Source organism: Paraglaciecola polaris LMG 21857 (assembly GCF_000315055.1).
In the GTDB taxonomy this organism is placed as follows: domain Bacteria; phylum Pseudomonadota; class Gammaproteobacteria; order Enterobacterales; family Alteromonadaceae; genus Paraglaciecola; species Paraglaciecola polaris.
On record NZ_BAER01000115.1, the window covers coordinates 82,270 to 100,484 of the forward strand.

The following is an 18,215-nucleotide window of genomic DNA, read 5'->3' on the forward strand; positions in this document are numbered from 1 at the left end:
TTCGCGGTACAACAAAAATCACTGATATTGAAATAGATATATGATTTTATGCTAGTATTTTGCGCTTATAAAAACTGACTGACCCATTTCAAGGGGACTTGATGCCTAATGTGACCCGCAGCGCTTTGGTAGCTTTTAGTGCTGAAACAATGTTTGATTTGATAAATGACGTGCCGCGTTATCCTGAATTTTTACCAGGCTGTGCCGAAACCAAGGTTATCCATGCTGATACTCACAGCATGGAAGCCTCGCTACTTATTTCCAAGGCGGGAATAAAGCAATGGTTTACCACACGTAATGAGCTATCCCGGGGCGAGTACATCAAAATGCATTTAATCGACGGGCCGTTTTCTGAATTGCGTGGTGGCTGGACTTTCACCGCGCTAACTGACAGTGCCTGCAAAATTGAGCTGAATTTGGACTTTGCCTTTTCTAGTCGGTTAGTGGAAATGGCCTTTGGTCGAGTATTCAATGCTATTGCATCCAATATGGTGGTTGCCTTTACCACGCGAGCAAAAGAGATATATTAATGAGCGACAAACAAATAAACCTTGAAGTAGCTTATGCACTGCCTGATCAGCAAGCGTTATTAGAGGTGGTGGTGGAAAGCGGGCATACGGTTGAAGAAGCCATAGCGGCTTCCGGTATTTTGCAACGCTTTGCTGATATTGATTTAAGCAAGAGTAAAGTGGGTATTTGGAATCGCACCTGCAAATTAACGGATGTGCCCCAAGACGGCGATCGCATTGAGATTTACCGTCCGTTAATTGCCGATCCAAAAGAAGCTCGTCGTCGCCGAGCAGAAAAGGCCAAAGACGAAGGACGCGCAAACAAAGTGACCGGTGGTAGGGCGTAATACCCACCCATATAGCCTGCGGTATTACGCGTAGTAGTCGAACCTAAAAGCGCAGGCCCAGCGCATCACATAAAAACTTTTGTAAAGGCTGCGCTCGGCCATAACGAGTCGCAATCAATTCACACACCTTGCCACTTAACAGCTGCTCTTTGTTTATGGGGCACATAGCAATAAAGTCTTTGCGTTTGATTTCTTCAATCATGGGTGACTCAGTGTCATAGCCTTTGGGGGGGCGAGTTAATGCGTCTCCCGCCATATGGTAATACTCAGTAAAAGGTTGATGTTCTATGGCATCTTGGTACACGGCGGGTTTACGCTGTATGTGTTCACGGATCGCACGCAGCGCATCAGGTTGCGGGTGCCAAGTTCCCACAGCTAAGAATATTTCTTGGGTTGATATATGCAGATAAAACCCTGGGGAGTGCACGTCTTTGCCTATTTCGTGGCGAAATTGAATACCCACGTTCGTTTTATACGGTGACTTGTCTTTGGAAAAGCGCACATCGCGATATACCCGCATGAGTGAGCCACCAACTTTTTTCGGTGACGCCTCATAATGGGGCGATATCATGGGGATCCAGTTTTGCATTTCGCTGATAAACGCCAAGGCAGGGCTACGAACTAAGTCTTCGTAACGCTGCTTGTTGTTATTAAACCATTCGCGGTCGTTGTTTTTCTCTAACTCGTGCAAAAAGGTAAATAGCGAAGGTGCAAAGTGGGTAAACATAGGCAAGCCTTGTGGATTGATTTCCAACAGCTTACCCATTGCTAAGGGCAAATCAAGCGAGCTAAAACGGACAATTGTTACATGATCTTTTTAGTCGACAAAAGAGTCCGCAAATCGCTAGCTAGTAGTTTTTACGTTTTAGTCCTGTGGTGGCGAGTATTTTGGCTGAAATTTCTTCAATGGAATAGCGGGTGCTGTTTAAGAACGGAATTTTTTCTTTGCGATATAGGTTTTCTACTTCTCGCAATTCCATGCGGCACTGCTGCATAGAGGCGTAGCGGCTATTGGCTCGTCGCTCAGAGCGGATTTGATGCAAACGTTCTACCTCTATGGTTAAGCCAAATAATTTGTCTTTGTAGCGTTTCAGAGCCGGCGGCATTTTAAGTACATCGCCCATGTCTTCTTCGGTGAAAGGGTAGTTTGCCGCTTTGATCCCATACTGCAACGCTAAGTATAAACTGGTGGGCGTTTTACCCGAACGGGATACTCCCACCAGGATAATATCGGCTGCGTCATAATCCCGTAAATTTGACCCATCATCATTGGCAAGGGCGTAGTTGACCGCTTCGATTCTGATGTCGTAAGTCTTTTCGTGAATACTATGGGTACGATGTTTTTCTGGCTTCGATGGCACCCCTAATACGATTTCCAATGGGGCAACAAATTGGTCGAGAAAATTGTAGTTAATACCCACTGATTTCGCGATCACTTTACGCACATCTGTGTTTACTATGGTGTAAAACACAAGGGGGCGTTGACCATCATCTTGAAAACTTTCAGATATTTTTTTAACAACTTGTTGCGCATGTTCGATCGTTTCCACGAAGGGAATAGTGATATGTTCGAACTTTATCGTGAATAAAGACAGCAAAGCGTGGCCAAATACCTCCGAAGTTATCGCTGTGCCATCTGAAATATAGTAAGCCGTTCGCATAACATCTCCTTAACAATGTAGTAATATAATTACATAAATAAATTAAATTTTACTTTCTTCTATGCTGCATTCTAAAATCCCTCACGTAAAAAGCTAGGCGCTTGAGAAATATAATTTTTTTCGACGTTTTGTGAGCGGCATTTTGACTAACTATCTGGGGTTGTCATTGTTGGCAGCTTACACAATTGAGTTCATCTTGGAGACGAATTAAATGCAAGAAAATGTACTTTGGTATCAGCAATTGGGAATGGACGACGTGGGCGTCGTCGGTGGTAAAAATGCATCCCTTGGCGAAATGATTTCTAATCTTTCAAATGCTGGTGTACAGGTACCCGGTGGTTTTGCCACAACGGCATCAGCGTTTAACCTTTTCCTCGAACAAAGTGGCCTTGAGGCTCGTATCCACGTTTTACTCGACAGTTTAGATGTGGATGACATTCCTGCATTGGGCGAAGCAGGTAAAACGATCCGCCAGTGGATCATAGATACGCCATTTTTACCGGAACTTGAAGCCGACATCACCTCAGCTTTTAAAACATTGCAAGGGGATGCCGGAGACGAAGCTTCGTTTGCCGTTCGCTCATCCGCTACCGCAGAAGATATGCCAGATGCATCATTTGCTGGTCAACAAGAAACGTTTCTAAACGTAAAGGGTATTGATGCGGTGATGGTTGCCATCAAACACGTATATGCCTCTTTATTTAACGACCGTGCCATTTCTTATCGTGTGCATCAAGGTTACGACCACAAAGGTGTGGCATTATCTGCCGGTATTCAGCGCATGGTACGCAGTGACTGTGCTGCCTCAGGCGTTATGTTCACCATAGACACAGAGTCAGGTTTTGAAGATGTGGTATTTATCACTTCGTCTTACGGCTTGGGTGAAATGGTTGTGCAGGGTGCGGTTAACCCAGATGAATTCTATGTGCATAAACCAACTTTAGATAAAGGCTTTCCCGCGGTTGTACGTCGTAATTTAGGCAGTAAATTAACCAAGATGATTTACTCTGACGACTTGAATCACGGTAAGCAAGTGGAAATTGTTGATATCGACAGAGCCGATAGCGTTGTGTTTTCACTGACCGACGATGAAGTACAAGAATTAGCCAAACAAGCGCAAATCATCGAGAAGCATTACAAACGTGCAATGGACATTGAGTGGGCCAAAGATGGTATTGACGGCAAGTTGTACATTGTTCAAGCGCGCCCAGAAACCGTGCGTAGTCGTGAAGATATTCAAGTTATCGAGCGTTTCCGCTTAAACGGTAAAGCCAACGTGGTCTGTGAAGGACGTTCAATCGGCCATAAAATTGGTGCAGGTGTGGCCAAGGTGCTGGGCTCTATCGAAGAGATGGATCAAATTCAAGCCGGTGATGTACTGGTAACTGACATGACGGACCCGGATTGGGAACCCATCATGAAGAAGGCGTCTGCGATTGTGACTAATCGTGGTGGCCGTACGTGTCACGCGGCTATCATCGCCCGTGAATTAGGTATTCCGGCAGTTGTCGGTTGTGGTAATGCCACTGACCTGATTAAAAACGGTGATAAAATCACAGTGTCCTGTGCTGAAGGCGATACTGGTTTTATCTACGGTGATGTGCTTGATTTTGATGTGGTGACCTCACGCATTGATTCTATGCCTGAAATCCCGATGAAAGTGATGATGAACGTGGGTAATCCCGATCGTGCTTTTGATTTCGCCCGTTTACCAAACCACGGTGTTGGCCTTGCCCGTCTAGAGTTCATTATCAATCGCATGATTGGTGTGCACCCTAAAGCTTTACTCAATTTTGACCAACAACCTGAAGAGCTCAAACAAGAAATCAACGCAATGATCGCCGGTTATGCGTCGCCTGTTGAGTTCTATATTGAAAAATTGGTTGAGGGTATCGCCACGATCGGCGCAGCGTTCGCACCGAAGAAAGTGATCGTGCGTATGTCTGATTTTAAATCAAACGAGTACTACAACTTAGTTGGTGGTTACCAATACGAGCCAGACGAAGAAAACCCTATGCTGGGCTTCCGTGGTGCGAGCCGTTATATTTCTGAAGACTTCCGTGATTGTTTTGCCCTTGAGTGTGAAGCCATTAAACGGGTACGTAACAAAATGGACTTGACCAATGTTGAGATCATGATCCCATTTGTGCGCACACTTGAAGAAGGTCGTAAGGTTATTGAGCTACTCGCTGAGCAAGGCCTAGTGCAAGGTGAGAATGGTTTACGTGTCATCATGATGTGTGAATTACCATCAAATGCTTTATTAGCCGATCAGTTCTTGGACATTTTCGACGGTTTCTCAATCGGTTCGAACGATTTAACCCAATTAACTCTGGGACTGGATCGCGATTCCGGCGTAATTGCCCACCTGTTTGATGAACGAGACCCAGCGGTAAAAGCGTTATTGGCAATGGCAATACAAGCTGCCAAGAAACGTGGGAAATACGTGGGTATCTGTGGCCAAGGGCCATCTGATCACGAAGACCTAGCTGCATGGTTAGTTGAGCAAGGTATCGACAGCGTATCGTTAAACCCAGATACCGTTGTTGAGACTTGGTTGTACTTAGGGGAAAAACACGCGAAGTAAATAACGCTAAAATACACTACTGACTAACAATAATAATAAAAATCAGTACCCTACAGGTAAAAAGGCTGTCATATGACAGCCTTTTTTTATGGGGAATGATGGGACGTAACCAGCGCCTAAGTAAATGGGGCTAACAACTACAAAACGCTTAATCCCGTAATTTTCGATTGAGTAACATGCGGTCAAGTTTGGCTGATGAACGACTCATACTATTTTGGCAGCGTTTTAACCAAGTTCTTGCCATCGGTACATCAACACTGAGTATTAACAAGCCCGCTAGCACTAACAGCATTGAGCCTGGAATAATAAACAACACTATGCCTGCAAGCAGAAGCACAGCGCCGAATCCGATACGTAGTTTTTTCATTATTAGTACATTCCTTTATTCATCATTACTGTTTACGCCACAAAGCGGGATCTTGCAACAAAGTACTTGTTACCAGTTATAACCATTAAATGGGCAAAACGCTCGTTAGGATATTATTTTTAATAAAACCTAATTAATTCCTAACACGTATTAGATGTTCGAGGCGCTTGGGTTGTATAATACTGCGCAATTGTTAACCCGCGAGAATAAAGAACATTATGCCCCTGCATGAATTACCTGCCTTAGACGTTGAAACCGGCCCGCAATCCAATTATCAATCTTTTTTATCGGCCCTCAGGCGCAGTGAGTTTCGTGGGGACATTGAGTTTAGTTACGCCAGTCGGTTAGCAGTAGCTACTGACAACTCAATTTATCAGTCTCTTCCTCAAGCAGTGGTGTTGCCGAAGTCGGTAGCTGACTTACAAATTATTGGTGAGCTTGCAAGTCAACATGATGATGTGACCTTTAGCGCCCGGGGCGGCGGTACAGGTACAAATGGTCAGTCTTTGACATCAGGTATTATTGTGGATGTGTCACGGCACATGAATCATATTCTTGAGATCAATCCGCAGGAACGCTGGGTAAAAGTGCAAGCTGGGGTGGTGAAAGATCAGCTAAATGATGCGCTGCGCCCTTATGGCTTATTTTTTGCGCCTGACTTATCTACCAGTAACCGCGCCACCATAGGGGGCATGATCAGCACTGACGCGTCTGGTCAAGGTTCATTAGTGTACGGTAAAACCAGTGATCATGTGTTGGGGCTTACGTCAGTTTTAGCCGACGGTACCTTGCTTGAAACTGCACCCATGAGCATGGAACAAGCTAAACAAGTCGCGGCTAATAACAGCACAACCGGGCGGTTAGTTAAACAAATCCTCGAAACGTGCGTGGACAAACGACAACAAATTTTAGCTAAATTTCCACGAATGAACCGCTTTTTAACTGGCTATGATTTAGAGCATGCGTTAAGCGATGATTTGTCTATGGTGGATGTGAGCCGGGTTATCGCCGGCTCTGAGGGCTCATTAGTTTTTGTGGCAGAAGCCAAGTTAAACGTTACGCCGATTTCTAAACATAAAGCGTTAGTAAACATTAAATATGATTCATTTGAATCGGCTCTTCGCCATGCTCCGCATATGGTTGCAGCACAAGCAACATCAGTTGAAACCGTTGATAGCAATGTATTGAATCTAGCGAAACAAGACATTATCTGGCATCAGGTAAAAGACCTCATCACGGAAGTCGAAAATAAGGAAGTACTCGGCTTAAATATGGTGGAGTACAACGGCGACTCTGATGATGAATTACAGGACAAAATCACCCAGCTTTGCGCGAAATTAGATAGCGCATTGGCACAAAGTGATGAGGGCGTGATCGGTTATCAAATTACCTTTGATAACGCAGATATCGGCAAAATTTATGCGATGCGTAAAAAGTCGGTGGGTTTGCTGGGCAAAACTAAAGGCCGTAAAAAACCACTGGCCTTTGTTGAAGATACCGGTGTTCCACCTGAGAATCTTGCCGATTTCATTATGGAGTTCCGGGCGTTATTGGACGCCAGAAACCTGAATTATGGCATGTTTGGCCACGTGGATGCGGGGGTGTTACATGTGCGCCCAGCACTGGATATGTGCGATCCTGAACAAGAGCAAATGATCCCGGATATTTCTAATCAGGTGTCGGCATTGGTGGCCAAATACGGCGGTTTGTTATGGGGCGAACACGGTAAAGGTTATCGTAGCGAATACGCCCCTGCGTTTTTTGGTGAAGAGCTTTATGCTGAGTTACGTAAAATCAAAAGCGCTTTTGATCCCCTGAATAAAATGAATCCCGGTAAGATCTGCACGCCCTATGAAAGCACCGCGTCGTTAGTGAGCGTCGCTGGGGTAAAACGCGGTGCATTTGATCGCCAAATTCCGGTTGCTGTGCGTGATGCCTTTGAACCGGCCATGAGTTGTAACGGCAATGGACTGTGTTTTAACTATGACACCACGTCAACCATGTGCCCGTCGAGCAAGATCACGTCAGATAGACGTCATAGTCCAAAAGGACGAGCGGGAGCGATGCGTGAATGGTTGCGCTTGTTGGCAAATAATAATGTTGATGTGAATGCACTGGAGCTTAATGGCAAAAGTCAGCATTGGTTTAAAAGATTGAATAATTCTATGGGTAAGGCCCAATCGACGGATTTTTCACATGAAGTGTTAGAAGTGATGGACGGATGTTTGGCTTGTAAAGCATGTTCTAGCCAATGCCCGGTAAGTGTGGATGTACCGACTTTTCGTGCGCGTTTCTTGTCGCTCTACTATCAGCGATATTTGCGCCCAGGTAAAGATTACCTAGTGGCCAATATTGAAGCCATGGCGCCATTGATGGCGAAGGCCCCGGATTTGGTGAACTTCTTTTTGAAACAAAACTGGATGAACAGCTTAATCAAAAAATCTGTGGGTTATGTGGATTCACCGCTATTGTCTTCACCGTCACTTAAAAATCAGCTGGCGGGACATCAAGCGAGTCGCTTTGACTTGGGCACGTTACAAGCACTAGGGGCAAAAGAGCGGGCTAAAAAAGTATTGATAGTACAGGACCCATTTACCAGCTTTTATGAAGCAGATTTACTGAGTGATTTAGTTAAGCTGATTGAATGTTTAGGTTATGAGCCCATTTTGTTGCCTTTTATGCCAAATGGGAAACCTCAGCACGTTAAGGGCTTTTTGAAAGAATTTGCCGCTACTGCTAAAGATAGCGCTGATTTTCTCAATAAAATCGTCCCCTTAGGGATACCCATGATTGGGGTCGACCCCTCTTTAGTGCTTTGTTACCGGGACGAATACCAAAAAACACTCGGCGCGTCCCGGGGGAGTTTTGAGGTGCAGTTGATTCATGAATGGCTTGCAAGCGTCGCGTTACCTGAAGTAGATCAACAAGATAAACGTGAGTACGCTTTTTTTGGACATTGTACCGAGAAAACGGCCTTGCCAGAGAGTGAGAAACATTGGCAGCAATTGTTTGAGCGTATGGGCATATCGCTTACACCTATTGCCGTTGGTTGTTGCGGCATGGCGGGCACCTTTGGCCATGAAGCGAGCCACCTTGAACAATCAAAAGGAATTTACGCCCTAAGCTGGGAGAAAGCGGTTGCTAAATTTGAGTCGTCTCAAATCCTAGCCACAGGCTACTCTTGTCGCAGCCAAGTCGCGCGTATTGAGGGTGATAAACCTAAACACCCATTACAGGCGATGCTGGCGCACTTGTCTTAAAATAAAAGAAGTACAATAAAGGGTAGGGAATACTGAGTGTTCACTGCCATTTTTTGTGCTGTTATTGCAACATTATGAAGTGAATTTGCTTAAACCGAGCACTGACGTTAAAAATAACGCTTTGGGCCGCGAAAGCACGCATGGTTTGGCGCAGCGAGTGAGTCGTTTTCGGTTGCTGTGACTGGTCAGGCGATTACTTTGCTAAACTCTCTATTTCTTAGCTTCGTAATCTGTTGTTTAGAAATTCCTTCTAGGCCGATTATATGTATTGGCTCAACAAACATGAGAAATGTTCTTTTGTCTCTTGTAACCCAGCCGTAGCAAATGAATGCTTTGTCTTCAGCGAAGTCCTGCTCTTTCTCAACAAAGCCGCCTGTAACTAAAGAAGCATTAGGATCGCTAGATGAGGTTGTAGTTATATGGATGAACCCAATCTCACTTTTAACCAGCACTCTGTCTGTGTGGCCCGCTGAATTAGTGCGATTCAATATGATTTCTGCGCTTTTCCCAAGTTTATTTAGGTGGTTCTTTACAAGTTCAGCTAGTGATTCTTTTCTTTCATGTACTGTGTTTCCAGTAATCATAAGTTCGTCCTTGTTGTCGTCTAACAATACTTTTATCGGGACAAATTTCGTGATTGCATCCGCATTTTATCATGGAATTTTTTCACCTTTTGTCATAAGTTATTTTTAACACAAGTAGTAACTTATTGTACAGATTGAATTTTTTCTTGTTCTACTTCTCTATCATCGGTGAATATGATGGAAGCCGAGGGTCATAATTAAACGAGCGCATCCCCAACATATGTCTTTAACTGGTACTCTAGCGGATCATGATCGATTAAGATTAAATTTACTGATTAACAACGTCATACCAAGGTCTTAATGCTCACTAGGTTACTCTGTGGCAGAGTAAGTTCGAGAATATATCAGGAGTCAAAATGGAAACCGCCTTACCCAATCGACCTGACTGGCAAGCAATACTCAAGTCAGGTAATCGCATTTTTGTTGGCTCTAATGCGGCCGTTCCTAATGCACTTATCGATGATTTAATTGCCAATAGTGGGGACCTACACGACATTGAATTGGTGCATATTAATACGTTGTCAGAAAGCCGTTGGGTAGAGCCGCAATTCAATGACTTATTTAAAGTTAATACGTTATTTATTGGCGGCGAAAAAATTCGTCAAGCGGTAGCTGAGGGGCGAGTGGACTACACGCCGTGTTTTCTATCAGAAGTACCATCATTGTTTGAACAAGATATCTTGCCACTTGATGCGGCGTTAATTATGGTCAGCTTGCCTGATAAATACGGTTATTGCTCATTGGGTGTGGCGGTCGATGTAAATTTGGCTGCCGTTAAAAAAGCCAAATATGTGATTGCCCAAATAAACCCGCTAATGCCCCGTACCAGTGGGCAGACATTTATCCGCATTGATGATATTGCGGCATGCATAGAGGTTGAACAAGCCTTGCCTGAACTACCGTATTTCGAGCCAGATAAAATCACTGAACGCATAGGCCAATATGTCGCTATGTTAGTGGATGATGGTGCAACGTTGCAGCTCGGGGTGGGGAAAATTCCTAATGCGGTATTGTATTATTTGCAGAACCACCAAGACCTGGGCGTGCACAGTGAGTTAATTACGGACGGTATTATCGATTTGATTGCTAAAGGGGTGATCAACAACGGTAAAAAGACCTTTCATCCGGGCAAAACGGTGGCGAGTTTTTGTTTAGGCAGTAAGAAGCTTTATGATTTTGTGGATAATAACCCTCATGTTGAGTTTTATCCCAGCGATTACCTTAACTCGCCAGCGAATATTGCGCGAAATCATAAAATGGTCGCCATTAATAGCGCACTGGAAGTCGACCTAACAGGGCAAGTGGTCGCTGATTCAATTGGGCATCAGTTTTACAGTGGCATAGGCGGGCAAGTGGATTTTATTCGTGGTGCTGCTATGTCACTAGGCGGCAAGCCCATTATCGCTATGCCTTCTACGGCTAAAGGGGGTACTATTTCGCGTATTGTCCCTTTTATCTCCGAGGGAAGCGGGGTAGTGACAAGTCGTGGACACGTGCATTATGTGGTTACCGAGTTTGGTGTGGCTTCGCTTAAAGGGCGCAGTATTCGTGAGCGTGCCTTAGAATTAATTCGGGTGGCTCACCCTAAATTTCGTGAACAGTTGCTTGCTAAGGTACGTGAGCATTATTGGGTGCCGCATTATCAAAAAAACTATCCCCGGGAAGTGCCTGAACTAGGGTCTTTGGGGTTCAAAACACTTAGAGTCGATAATCAGGCCTTCGACTTGCGGCCATTAAATCCGGCTGATGAACGTCGTTTGCAAGAGTTCTTTTACTCACATACCAAAGAAACTTTGTTTTACCGGTATAACCACTATCCGACCCAAATGACCCGAGAAAAGTCCTGTAATTTAGTCAGCGTTGATCAAAGTCATGACTTGGCCTTGTGCATTGTTAGGCAACAAGGCTCGGTTGCAGAAATTCAGGCGGTGGGGCGTTATTATTTGTATGCTGACAATCAAACCTGCGAAGCGGCTTTTGTTACCCGAGAATCGTTTCACGGTAAAGGCATGGCCAAACAACTACTGGCAGAAATGATCCTTATCGCCAAGCAGCGTGGTTTGAAAAAAATGCTGGCCATGGTCAGAGCCGATAATCGTAATATGCTTAGAGTCTTCGAAAGCGCTCATTTTGAACGCCAACCAACTGAAGAGCCTGGTGAAGTGAATTTAATCTTAAGTCTGGATAAGCAGCAATGAGTTTTGTTTTTATTAGTCACCCTAGTTGTGGTTTGCACGATGCAGGTGAAGATCACCCTGAGAGTCCCGATCGATTGCATGCTATTAATGATCAACTCATTGCCTCAAGGCTTGATTTTGTTATTGATAAACAGCAAGCAAGCAAAGCTACCAAAGCGCAATTATATTTAGCCCATGACAACGCATACGTGGATCATGTCTTTGCCAGTGCGCCAGAACAAGGAGTCGTAGAATTAGCGCCGGATACCCAAATGGCGCCGCGAAGTTTAGAGGCTGCCTTGTATGCTGCTGGCGCAAACGTAATGGCGGTCGATTTAGTCATGCAGGGTAAAGCCGATCAAGCGTTTTGTGCCGTGCGCCCACCGGGACACCATGCTGAATATGCCAAGTCCATGGGCTTTTGTTTTTTCAACAATGTTGCCGTGGCTGCCGCTTATGCTATGGCACAATATGGTCTCAAGCGCATAGCCATAATTGATTTTGATGTGCATCACGGTAACGGCACCGAAAACATTTTTTTTAACGATGACCGGGTGCTGTTTTGCTCGTCTTTTGAGTCGCCTTTTTTCCCCTATAATACGGGGCCAGGTAACGAACATATTTTAAACTTACCTTTACCCGCTGGCACCTATGGGGAGGAATTTATGCAAGCAATCAGTGAGCAATGGCTACCTAAAATAGATGCGTTTGCCCCCCAGTTAATTCTCATTTCTGCTGGATTTGATAGTCACTATGAAGATGATATGGGCCATTTCAATTTAGTCGAAACGGACTACCACTGTCTGACCGCTGAGCTTAAAAAACTGGCAGTTAAACATTGTAGTGGCCGAATGATATCCACTTTAGAAGGGGGTTATGTATTAAGTGCATTAGGCCGCAGTGTTACTGTGCATATAAAAGGAATGATGGAGTAATCAGTCACACATTTCTGCGATATTTCGCGCACTATATTCTAAAAAATCAATTAGTTGCCTGTCCAAGGATGGCCAAAACAGTACAAAGTTGACGATTAAATTAGGGCAAGTACTCGATTGAAAACGGTCCGGTCGTTTCTGAGACAATATAACTTGTGAACAACAGGACCGTTACATCTTCCCTATGGCTGGTCTTTTCTTTCACCTATGGGTTTATCGTCACCTTTACAAATCGTGTCGTAACCGTCTCGGTAGTAGCGTAAATCTTCGCACGCTTCTTCGTAATGCTTTTTAGCTGTTAACGCTTGTTGCGGATATTGTTTATTGTTCATGGTTTTTCGCCATTCAGCGCATTGCTGCTCTTGGCGTTTAACTTCAAGAATATCTTCACAGGGTTTTTGGTGATTGGCGCATCCTGAAAGGGCGGTAACGATTAGTGTGCTGGCGATAAGTAACTGAATTTTCATGCTACCTCTACATATTTACCGAGATCACTTTTAAGTGATTCGAATTTTTGTTGGTGAGATTCAAGCATAACCATATTTTTCAAATGTCGATACATCTGTTTTAACGTATTGACCGCGCGAGTTTCTGGTTTTTTCATCTGAGCAATGAGTTTTAAATTACACTGCAGGATATTCAACGCAATCCCGGTATTAACGGGGGCCACTTTTTGTGCTGCCATAAAGGCGTTATAGGCTTCTTGAAAACGCCCACTGTTATAGTGCTCTATGCCCTGTTTATTGAAATTTTGATAGTGATGCTTACGTTCAGCTGTTTTTTCGACACTGGTTTTCAGTGCAAAAAGGGTACTTTCATCCAGCCTTTTTCCACTGTTGAGCAAGGTTTGGCTAAGCCGTTCAGCATCATCGTACTCACCTAAATCCAGCATCACTTTTATTGAGTCGGGTGCAAACGCAGTGGGGTATTTCTCGAAGCGTATTGCTATCTGGCGCTGACATTCACTCAAGGTGCGCTTGGCTTCTAATAAGCGCCCGTCTAGATAACTGATACGGGCAGTCAAAATATTCTCGTATATACCATAATCAAAATCTTCATCAATTCGCGCTAGGGCTTCGTCATGACGGTAGCGTGCTATGGCCGTGAGCATTTCGTGCTGATATTTACTGCGTATTTGCTTATCGTCACAGTTTTCCGCTGCATCTAAAATACTGCGAAAATAATTACATAAATGTGAGATGTCTCTATGAATAGATTTTTTCGATTGCTCCCACACATCTAAACTGCGCTGCTTAACCATCTCGTAATTATGATTTTGCCTGGCTATTTTGCAAGCTGCCAATTGACGCTCTACCGAGTAAGGCGCTAAGTCAATTGCCCGTTCAATTGCAACCTGGGCATTGACGTAATCGTGTTGCAATAAATAGCTCTGGGCTAATATATCTTGGGCTTCAAAAAGCAATGGGTTACGAGAGGTGACATCTTGCGCCAAGGCAATGGCATTATCGTATTGCGTAAGGTACATTTCGGTTTTCGCAAGGGCAAGGCTCACCCAAGGCTGTGGTTTTTGTTTTAGCAGTGGGGTTAACATGTGTTTGGCTTGTGAATACTCGCCGGCTTTCCAGTACAACTCGGCCAATAGACGACAACAGGTTTTTGCATAACGGGTTCCAGACAGGATCAAACGTCTACAGGCACTTATGGCTGCGGGGATATCATTTTTTTGCATTGCGGCATAAATTGCACACAAGGCAACACGCTTTTGGTGTGCTTTGGATAAACGTAGATTTAACTGAGCTTGGGAAAAGGGTTTGATCAGGTAGTCATCGGGTTGTTGTTCAACACTACCAAAGACTACCGGGCGTTCTGAATCGGCACTGACTACTGCGAATACAGTCTCGGGCTTGACCAGATTTTTTTGTCTGGCTTCTTCAAGGAATTGAAAGCCATTTTTTTTGCCGGAACCTAAATGTAGGTCGCAAATAATGAAATCGAATTTTTCTTTCTTGCAGGCCGCTAGGGCTGAATCTGCATTTTGCACCGCCACTACCGATTGTGCACCCATGTTATTCACCACACCGCGTAACAACGTCAGAAAAGGCCGTTGGTCGTCGACTATCAATACGCGTTTGTCTGAATAATTCATTATGTCATCTACCTTTAGTGTCCGTTACATAAGGTGTTTGTGGTGTGTGGTCTGATGATGTTACATCGAACACAACATTAATGGGTAAATATTTTCTCGTTTAGTGAGTGTGTAATCTACATGGATTTAACTGAATTTGGTTATGGTATTTCATCCTTAAGTATAAGAAGTATGGGGATGGTCGCTTTATTGTTTTCAGCAAATGGCAGCCAAGAACAAGAATTGTGATAATCTATCTTGAGGGTAATTATGTTGAACATATTTCAATTTTTAATGACAGATTTATTGGAAAAATCCAATGATAAGAGAAGGTTAGGTGTTTGATTTTTGTATAGTGGGTGGCGGAATGGTTGGCGCAGCAACCGCCTTAGGTTTAGCACAAAAAGGGTTCTCGATTGCATTGGTAGAAGAGCACATGCCCAAGCCATTTGATTCGGCTGATGGGCCTGATATGCGTGTTTCGGCCATCAGTGTGACATCGCAAGCCTTACTCGAATCGTTAGGTGCTTGGCAATATATCGAAGACATGCGCACTTGTAGCTACCGTCGTCTGTCTGTTTGGGAGCGTCCGCAGTGTCGTACCGATTTTGTCAGCGACGATATCAATGCCCCGCGCCTGGGTTACATTATTGAAAACCGTGTTCTACAGTTGGGCTTACACCAAGCATTGGCGCATTTTGCAAACGTCACATGGTTTAGTGACAGCCCAGTACAGAAAATCATTACTGGCGCCGCACCCGAAGTTCATTTAACCGATAAGCAGCAGCTTCATTGTCGCTGGTTGATCGGTGCCGATGGTTTACATTCACAGGTTCGAGATGCAGCTTGCATTGGTACCCAGGGATGGCAATATCGTCAGCAGGCATTTGCTATTCAAATCGAGACCCGCGCTCAGCAACAAGATATTACCTGGCAACAATTCACGCCAACTGGCCCAGTTGCGTTTTTACCCATGTACCAACAGTATGCATCTTTGGTGTGGTACAACAGCACGGCCAATATTAATCGCTTGAAAGCGTTATCACCCATTGCATTAAAGCAAGAAATCATACGTTGTTTTCCAGACGAGCTGGTGGACTTTGATGTGCTTAAAACCGCCCATTTTCCGCTGATGAGAATGCACGCCAAGCAATATGTTAAAGAACGGGTTGTATTGATTGGTGATGCAGCTCATGCCATTAACCCCTTAGCCGGGCAAGGGGTGAATCTGGGCTTCAAAGATGTGTCGGCTTTGTTAGCGTGCGTGACAGATGAACTGCCAAAAACTGACGATTTTCTTCGTTATGAATCGAAACGACGCAAAGATAATTTGCTGATGATGACAGCGATGGATGCAATCTACGGCACATTTAAGCAAACTAATCCGGTCATAAAAACATTACGTAGCCTTGGTTTTACGTTGGCCAACAATGGAGGCGTCGTTAAGCATCAAGTCATGAAATACGCCATGGGGTTAAACTAATCATCTGACTATTTTATCCGCTGTTATAAAAAGAAGTACGCACATATTCGGTAATCACCTTAGGAGAACAATGATGATAAAACATCTGCTGGTTCCATTCGCTTTGAGCGCTTTTGTTAGTGCGTGCTCTGTGCAGCAAGAAAAAAGTGTCAACAACGCGCAAAGTGCAACGCAGACTGAGCATGCCCAAAACCTGATGACCGTTGAGGGAAAACAAGCCGCTTTGCAGGCACTCGTCAATCAATATACCGTGCAATTCATGCATTACGAACCGCTTCTTGCCACAGCCATAGGTGTACCCGAGTCAATTGCTGGCAAAGGCTATAACACGCGTTTTACTGATTTTTCGCCTGAGGGAATGCGTAAGCTGCAGGAGGACATGAATACCGGCTCTCAGGCGGTGGCTAAAATAAACGATGATGGTTTCTCGAATGATGAAAAACGTCACCAACAAATAGTGACTGATATTTTACGTTATTACGCTGGTTTTTCTGAGTTTAATGGTGGTTACATAGACACATGGGCGGGGCATTTACCCTATATTATTAATCAATTAGCGGGTCCGCTAATTGATGTGCCTAAGGTCATGCAGGTTCAGCAACCTGTTGCCAATCTAGCTCAAGCAAAAGAATATATTGAGCGTTTACAGCATTTTGATTTTTTAGTAGCTGGGGTACTGGAAAAATTTCAAGCCGATAGAATTAATGGTGTGCAACTACCGCAAAAGCTATACCCACAAACCTTGGCCTATTTCGAAAACTTTCTTGCAAGTCCAGTGGCTGAGCATGCTTTGGTGACGTCGTTTGAGAGCAGACTTGCTACGTCAGATATTGGCCAAGAGCAGCAAGATGACTTGGTTGAACAAGCTAAAAAAGCGCTGACAAATGTGGTGTATCCTGCCTACCAAACGGTGAAAGACACCTTACTTGCAACCCAAGCACATGCCCCTAAGGGCGATGGCATTTGGGCTCAGCCTAATGGCGAAGCCATGTATTTGCACGAGGTACGCTATTTAGGTGACTCGAACATGACGCCGGATGATATTCATCAGTTGGGCCTAGATGAAGTGGCGCGTATAAGCCAAGAAATGGACACCATTTTACGGGCACAAGGATATACAGACGGTAACGTGGGTGAGCGCATGGTAAAGCTAGCCGAGCAGCCAGAGTTTCTTTACCAAGATAGCGACGAAGGACGTAGCCGTTTGTTAGAGGATTTAAACGGACAAATTTCAGCAATAATGGCCAAAACCGACGGTTACTACGGTACATTGCCGACCCAAAAGGTAGAGGTTAAGCGCATTCCTAAAGTGACAGAAGCGGGGGAGGCGGGTGGCTATTATTCTTCCCCCTCATTGGATGGGGAGCGCCCAGGTATATTCTGGATCAACTTGCGAGATATGTCTGCGGTACCCAGCTTTTCGTTAAAAACACTGACCTACCACGAGGCAGTGCCGGGCCATCACTTTCAGATTGCCCTTAACATGGCGCAACAAGACATAGGGCTGTTAAGACAAAATGCGCCTTTTAATGCGTATGTTGAAGGTTGGGCGCTGTATTCTGAGCTCGTCGCCAAGGAAATGGGCATGTATCAAGACGATCCGTTTGGTGACTTAGGACGTTTGCAGGCTGAATTATACCGAGCGGTGCGCTTAGTGGTTGATACTGGCTTGCATCGTAAACAGTGGGCCCGGGAAAAAGCCATTGAGTACTTCCATCAAACCACAGGCACAGGCATGACAGACGTGATTGCTGAAGTCGAACGGTACATGGCATTACCTGGCCAAGCCTTAGGATATAAACTGGGCATGTTGCAGTTTGTTGAGCTGCGTCATTTGGCCGAGCGTGAATTAGGCAGTGAATTTGATTTGAAGCGTTTTCATGATCTCTTGCTTTTACCCGGTGCTCGCCCCATGTCTGTAGTGAGAAGCGACGTAAAACGCTGGATCAACAATAACGGGATTTAAAGCATGTCTGAATGTCCACGTTTGATTACTCACATTGAAGGGAGGCTCCTTTGACGGTTTTAATTATTTTAGGCGTACTATTGGTTGCCTTATTGGTGGTGGTACCTTTGCTTGAGCGTTCAAGTTTTAGAATATCCGCTGAACAAACGTCAAAAATGAGCCGCTGGATATTACCTCTATTAGTGGTAATGGTAGTGGTACAACTGATTATGCATTTCACTTCGAATTGATCGAGCTTGGCTAGTGTCACTAG

At 44.6% G+C, this 18,215-nt stretch carries 15 protein-coding genes; 9 read left to right on the forward strand and 6 right to left on the reverse strand.

Annotated features, from left to right (window positions below; all coding sequences use genetic code 11):
• Positions 1-101 precede the first annotated feature (101 nt).
• On the forward strand, positions 102-530 hold the full coding sequence (locus GPLA_RS18170; RefSeq protein ID WP_007106442.1) for a type II toxin-antitoxin system RatA family toxin: 429 nt from the start codon (positions 102-104) through the stop codon (positions 528-530).
• A complete protein-coding gene (locus GPLA_RS18175; RefSeq protein ID WP_007106443.1) occupies positions 530-856 on the forward strand; it encodes an RnfH family protein in 327 nt (108 codons plus the stop codon). Before GPLA_RS18170 ends, GPLA_RS18175 begins: the two co-directional genes overlap by 1 nt.
• A gap of 43 nt (positions 857-899) precedes the next feature.
• On the opposite strand, the gene GPLA_RS18180 is transcribed toward GPLA_RS18175, so the two are convergent.
• Together GPLA_RS18180 and ppsR are read right to left on the reverse strand one after the other, a co-directional pair.
• A complete protein-coding gene (locus GPLA_RS18180; RefSeq protein ID WP_040515342.1) occupies positions 900-1,583 on the reverse strand; it encodes a DUF2461 domain-containing protein in 684 nt (227 codons plus the stop codon).
• Between the two features lie 121 nt (positions 1,584-1,704).
• On the reverse strand, positions 1,705-2,517 hold the full coding sequence (gene ppsR, locus GPLA_RS18185) for a posphoenolpyruvate synthetase regulatory kinase/phosphorylase PpsR (protein ID WP_007106445.1): 813 nt from the start codon (positions 2,515-2,517) through the stop codon (positions 1,705-1,707).
• Between the two features lie 211 nt (positions 2,518-2,728).
• On the opposite strand from ppsR, the gene ppsA reads away from it, so the two are divergent.
• Positions 2,729-5,104 (forward strand): phosphoenolpyruvate synthase, encoded by a 2,376-nt coding sequence (gene ppsA, locus GPLA_RS18190; protein WP_007106446.1) that lies wholly within the window; start codon positions 2,729-2,731, stop codon positions 5,102-5,104.
• Positions 5,105-5,252: 148 nt separating this feature from the next.
• On the opposite strand, the gene GPLA_RS18195 is transcribed toward ppsA, so the two are convergent.
• Positions 5,253-5,471 (reverse strand): PGPGW domain-containing protein, encoded by a 219-nt coding sequence (locus GPLA_RS18195; RefSeq protein WP_007106447.1) that lies wholly within the window; start codon positions 5,469-5,471, stop codon positions 5,253-5,255.
• A gap of 218 nt (positions 5,472-5,689) precedes the next feature.
• Between GPLA_RS18195 and ydiJ the strand changes: the two genes are divergently transcribed.
• Positions 5,690-8,731, forward strand: coding sequence for a D-2-hydroxyglutarate dehydrogenase YdiJ (gene ydiJ, locus GPLA_RS18200; RefSeq protein ID WP_007106448.1), 3,042 nt, complete (start codon positions 5,690-5,692; stop codon positions 8,729-8,731).
• Between the two features lie 185 nt (positions 8,732-8,916).
• On the opposite strand, the gene GPLA_RS18205 is transcribed toward ydiJ, so the two are convergent.
• On the reverse strand, positions 8,917-9,315 hold the full coding sequence (locus tag GPLA_RS18205; RefSeq protein ID WP_007106450.1) for a hypothetical protein: 399 nt from the start codon (positions 9,313-9,315) through the stop codon (positions 8,917-8,919).
• Positions 9,316-9,671: 356 nt separating this feature from the next.
• Here GPLA_RS18205 and GPLA_RS18210 point away from each other — a divergent pair, with 356 nt between their 5' ends.
• On the forward strand, positions 9,672-11,513 hold the full coding sequence (locus tag GPLA_RS18210; protein ID WP_007106451.1) for a GNAT family N-acetyltransferase: 1,842 nt from the start codon (positions 9,672-9,674) through the stop codon (positions 11,511-11,513).
• Positions 11,510-12,427 (forward strand): histone deacetylase family protein, encoded by a 918-nt coding sequence (locus GPLA_RS18215; RefSeq protein ID WP_007106452.1) that lies wholly within the window; start codon positions 11,510-11,512, stop codon positions 12,425-12,427. The genes GPLA_RS18210 and GPLA_RS18215 overlap by 4 nt, the downstream gene beginning before the upstream one ends.
• A 182-nt stretch (positions 12,428-12,609) precedes the next feature.
• Here the strand turns inward: GPLA_RS18215 and GPLA_RS18220 are convergent, their stop codons facing one another.
• Complete coding sequence (locus GPLA_RS18220; protein ID WP_007106453.1) at positions 12,610-12,894, reverse strand: hypothetical protein; 285 nt, start codon at positions 12,892-12,894, stop codon at positions 12,610-12,612.
• Positions 12,891-14,534 (reverse strand): response regulator, encoded by a 1,644-nt coding sequence (locus GPLA_RS18225; protein WP_007106454.1) that lies wholly within the window; start codon positions 14,532-14,534, stop codon positions 12,891-12,893. The genes GPLA_RS18220 and GPLA_RS18225 overlap by 4 nt, the downstream gene beginning before the upstream one ends.
• Before the next feature lie 316 nt (positions 14,535-14,850).
• On the opposite strand from GPLA_RS18225, the gene GPLA_RS18230 reads away from it, so the two are divergent.
• The 3 genes from GPLA_RS18230 (at position 14,851) to GPLA_RS18240 (ending at position 18,192) form a co-directional block, all read left to right on the forward strand.
• Positions 14,851-15,996, forward strand: a complete 1,146-nt coding sequence (locus tag GPLA_RS18230; RefSeq protein ID WP_007106455.1) for an FAD-dependent oxidoreductase — start codon at positions 14,851-14,853, stop codon at positions 15,994-15,996.
• A 73-nt stretch (positions 15,997-16,069) separates the two neighbouring features.
• Positions 16,070-17,962, forward strand: a complete 1,893-nt coding sequence (locus tag GPLA_RS18235) for a DUF885 domain-containing protein (protein ID WP_040515320.1) — start codon at positions 16,070-16,072, stop codon at positions 17,960-17,962.
• A gap of 50 nt (positions 17,963-18,012) precedes the next feature.
• Positions 18,013-18,192, forward strand: a complete 180-nt coding sequence (locus GPLA_RS18240; RefSeq protein ID WP_007106457.1) for a hypothetical protein — start codon at positions 18,013-18,015, stop codon at positions 18,190-18,192.
• Positions 18,193-18,215 lie beyond the last annotated feature (23 nt).

Excerpts from the sequence above, each read along its gene's own strand:
- GPLA_RS18205 (WP_007106450.1), bottom strand. The coding sequence starts at position 9,315 with ATGATTACTGGAAACACAGTACATGAAAGAAAAGAATCACTAGCTGAA.
- ppsR (WP_007106445.1), bottom strand. The coding sequence starts at position 2,517 with ATGCGAACGGCTTACTATATTTCAGATGGCACAGCGATAACTTCGGAG.
- GPLA_RS18175 (WP_007106443.1), top strand. The coding sequence starts at position 530 with ATGAGCGACAAACAAATAAACCTTGAAGTAGCTTATGCACTGCCTGAT.
- GPLA_RS18220 (WP_007106453.1), bottom strand. The coding sequence starts at position 12,894 with ATGAAAATTCAGTTACTTATCGCCAGCACACTAATCGTTACCGCCCTT.
- GPLA_RS18215 (WP_007106452.1), top strand. The coding sequence starts at position 11,510 with ATGAGTTTTGTTTTTATTAGTCACCCTAGTTGTGGTTTGCACGATGCA.
- GPLA_RS18235 (WP_040515320.1), top strand. The coding sequence starts at position 16,070 with ATGATAAAACATCTGCTGGTTCCATTCGCTTTGAGCGCTTTTGTTAGT.
- GPLA_RS18225 (WP_007106454.1), bottom strand. The coding sequence starts at position 14,534 with ATGAATTATTCAGACAAACGCGTATTGATAGTCGACGACCAACGGCCT.
- ppsA (WP_007106446.1), top strand. The coding sequence starts at position 2,729 with ATGCAAGAAAATGTACTTTGGTATCAGCAATTGGGAATGGACGACGTG.
- GPLA_RS18210 (WP_007106451.1), top strand. The coding sequence starts at position 9,672 with ATGGAAACCGCCTTACCCAATCGACCTGACTGGCAAGCAATACTCAAG.
- GPLA_RS18195 (WP_007106447.1), bottom strand. The coding sequence starts at position 5,471 with ATGAAAAAACTACGTATCGGATTCGGCGCTGTGCTTCTGCTTGCAGGC.
- GPLA_RS18170 (WP_007106442.1), top strand. The coding sequence starts at position 102 with ATGCCTAATGTGACCCGCAGCGCTTTGGTAGCTTTTAGTGCTGAAACA.
- GPLA_RS18180 (WP_040515342.1), bottom strand. The coding sequence starts at position 1,583 with ATGTTTACCCACTTTGCACCTTCGCTATTTACCTTTTTGCACGAGTTA.
- ydiJ (WP_007106448.1), top strand. The coding sequence starts at position 5,690 with ATGCCCCTGCATGAATTACCTGCCTTAGACGTTGAAACCGGCCCGCAA.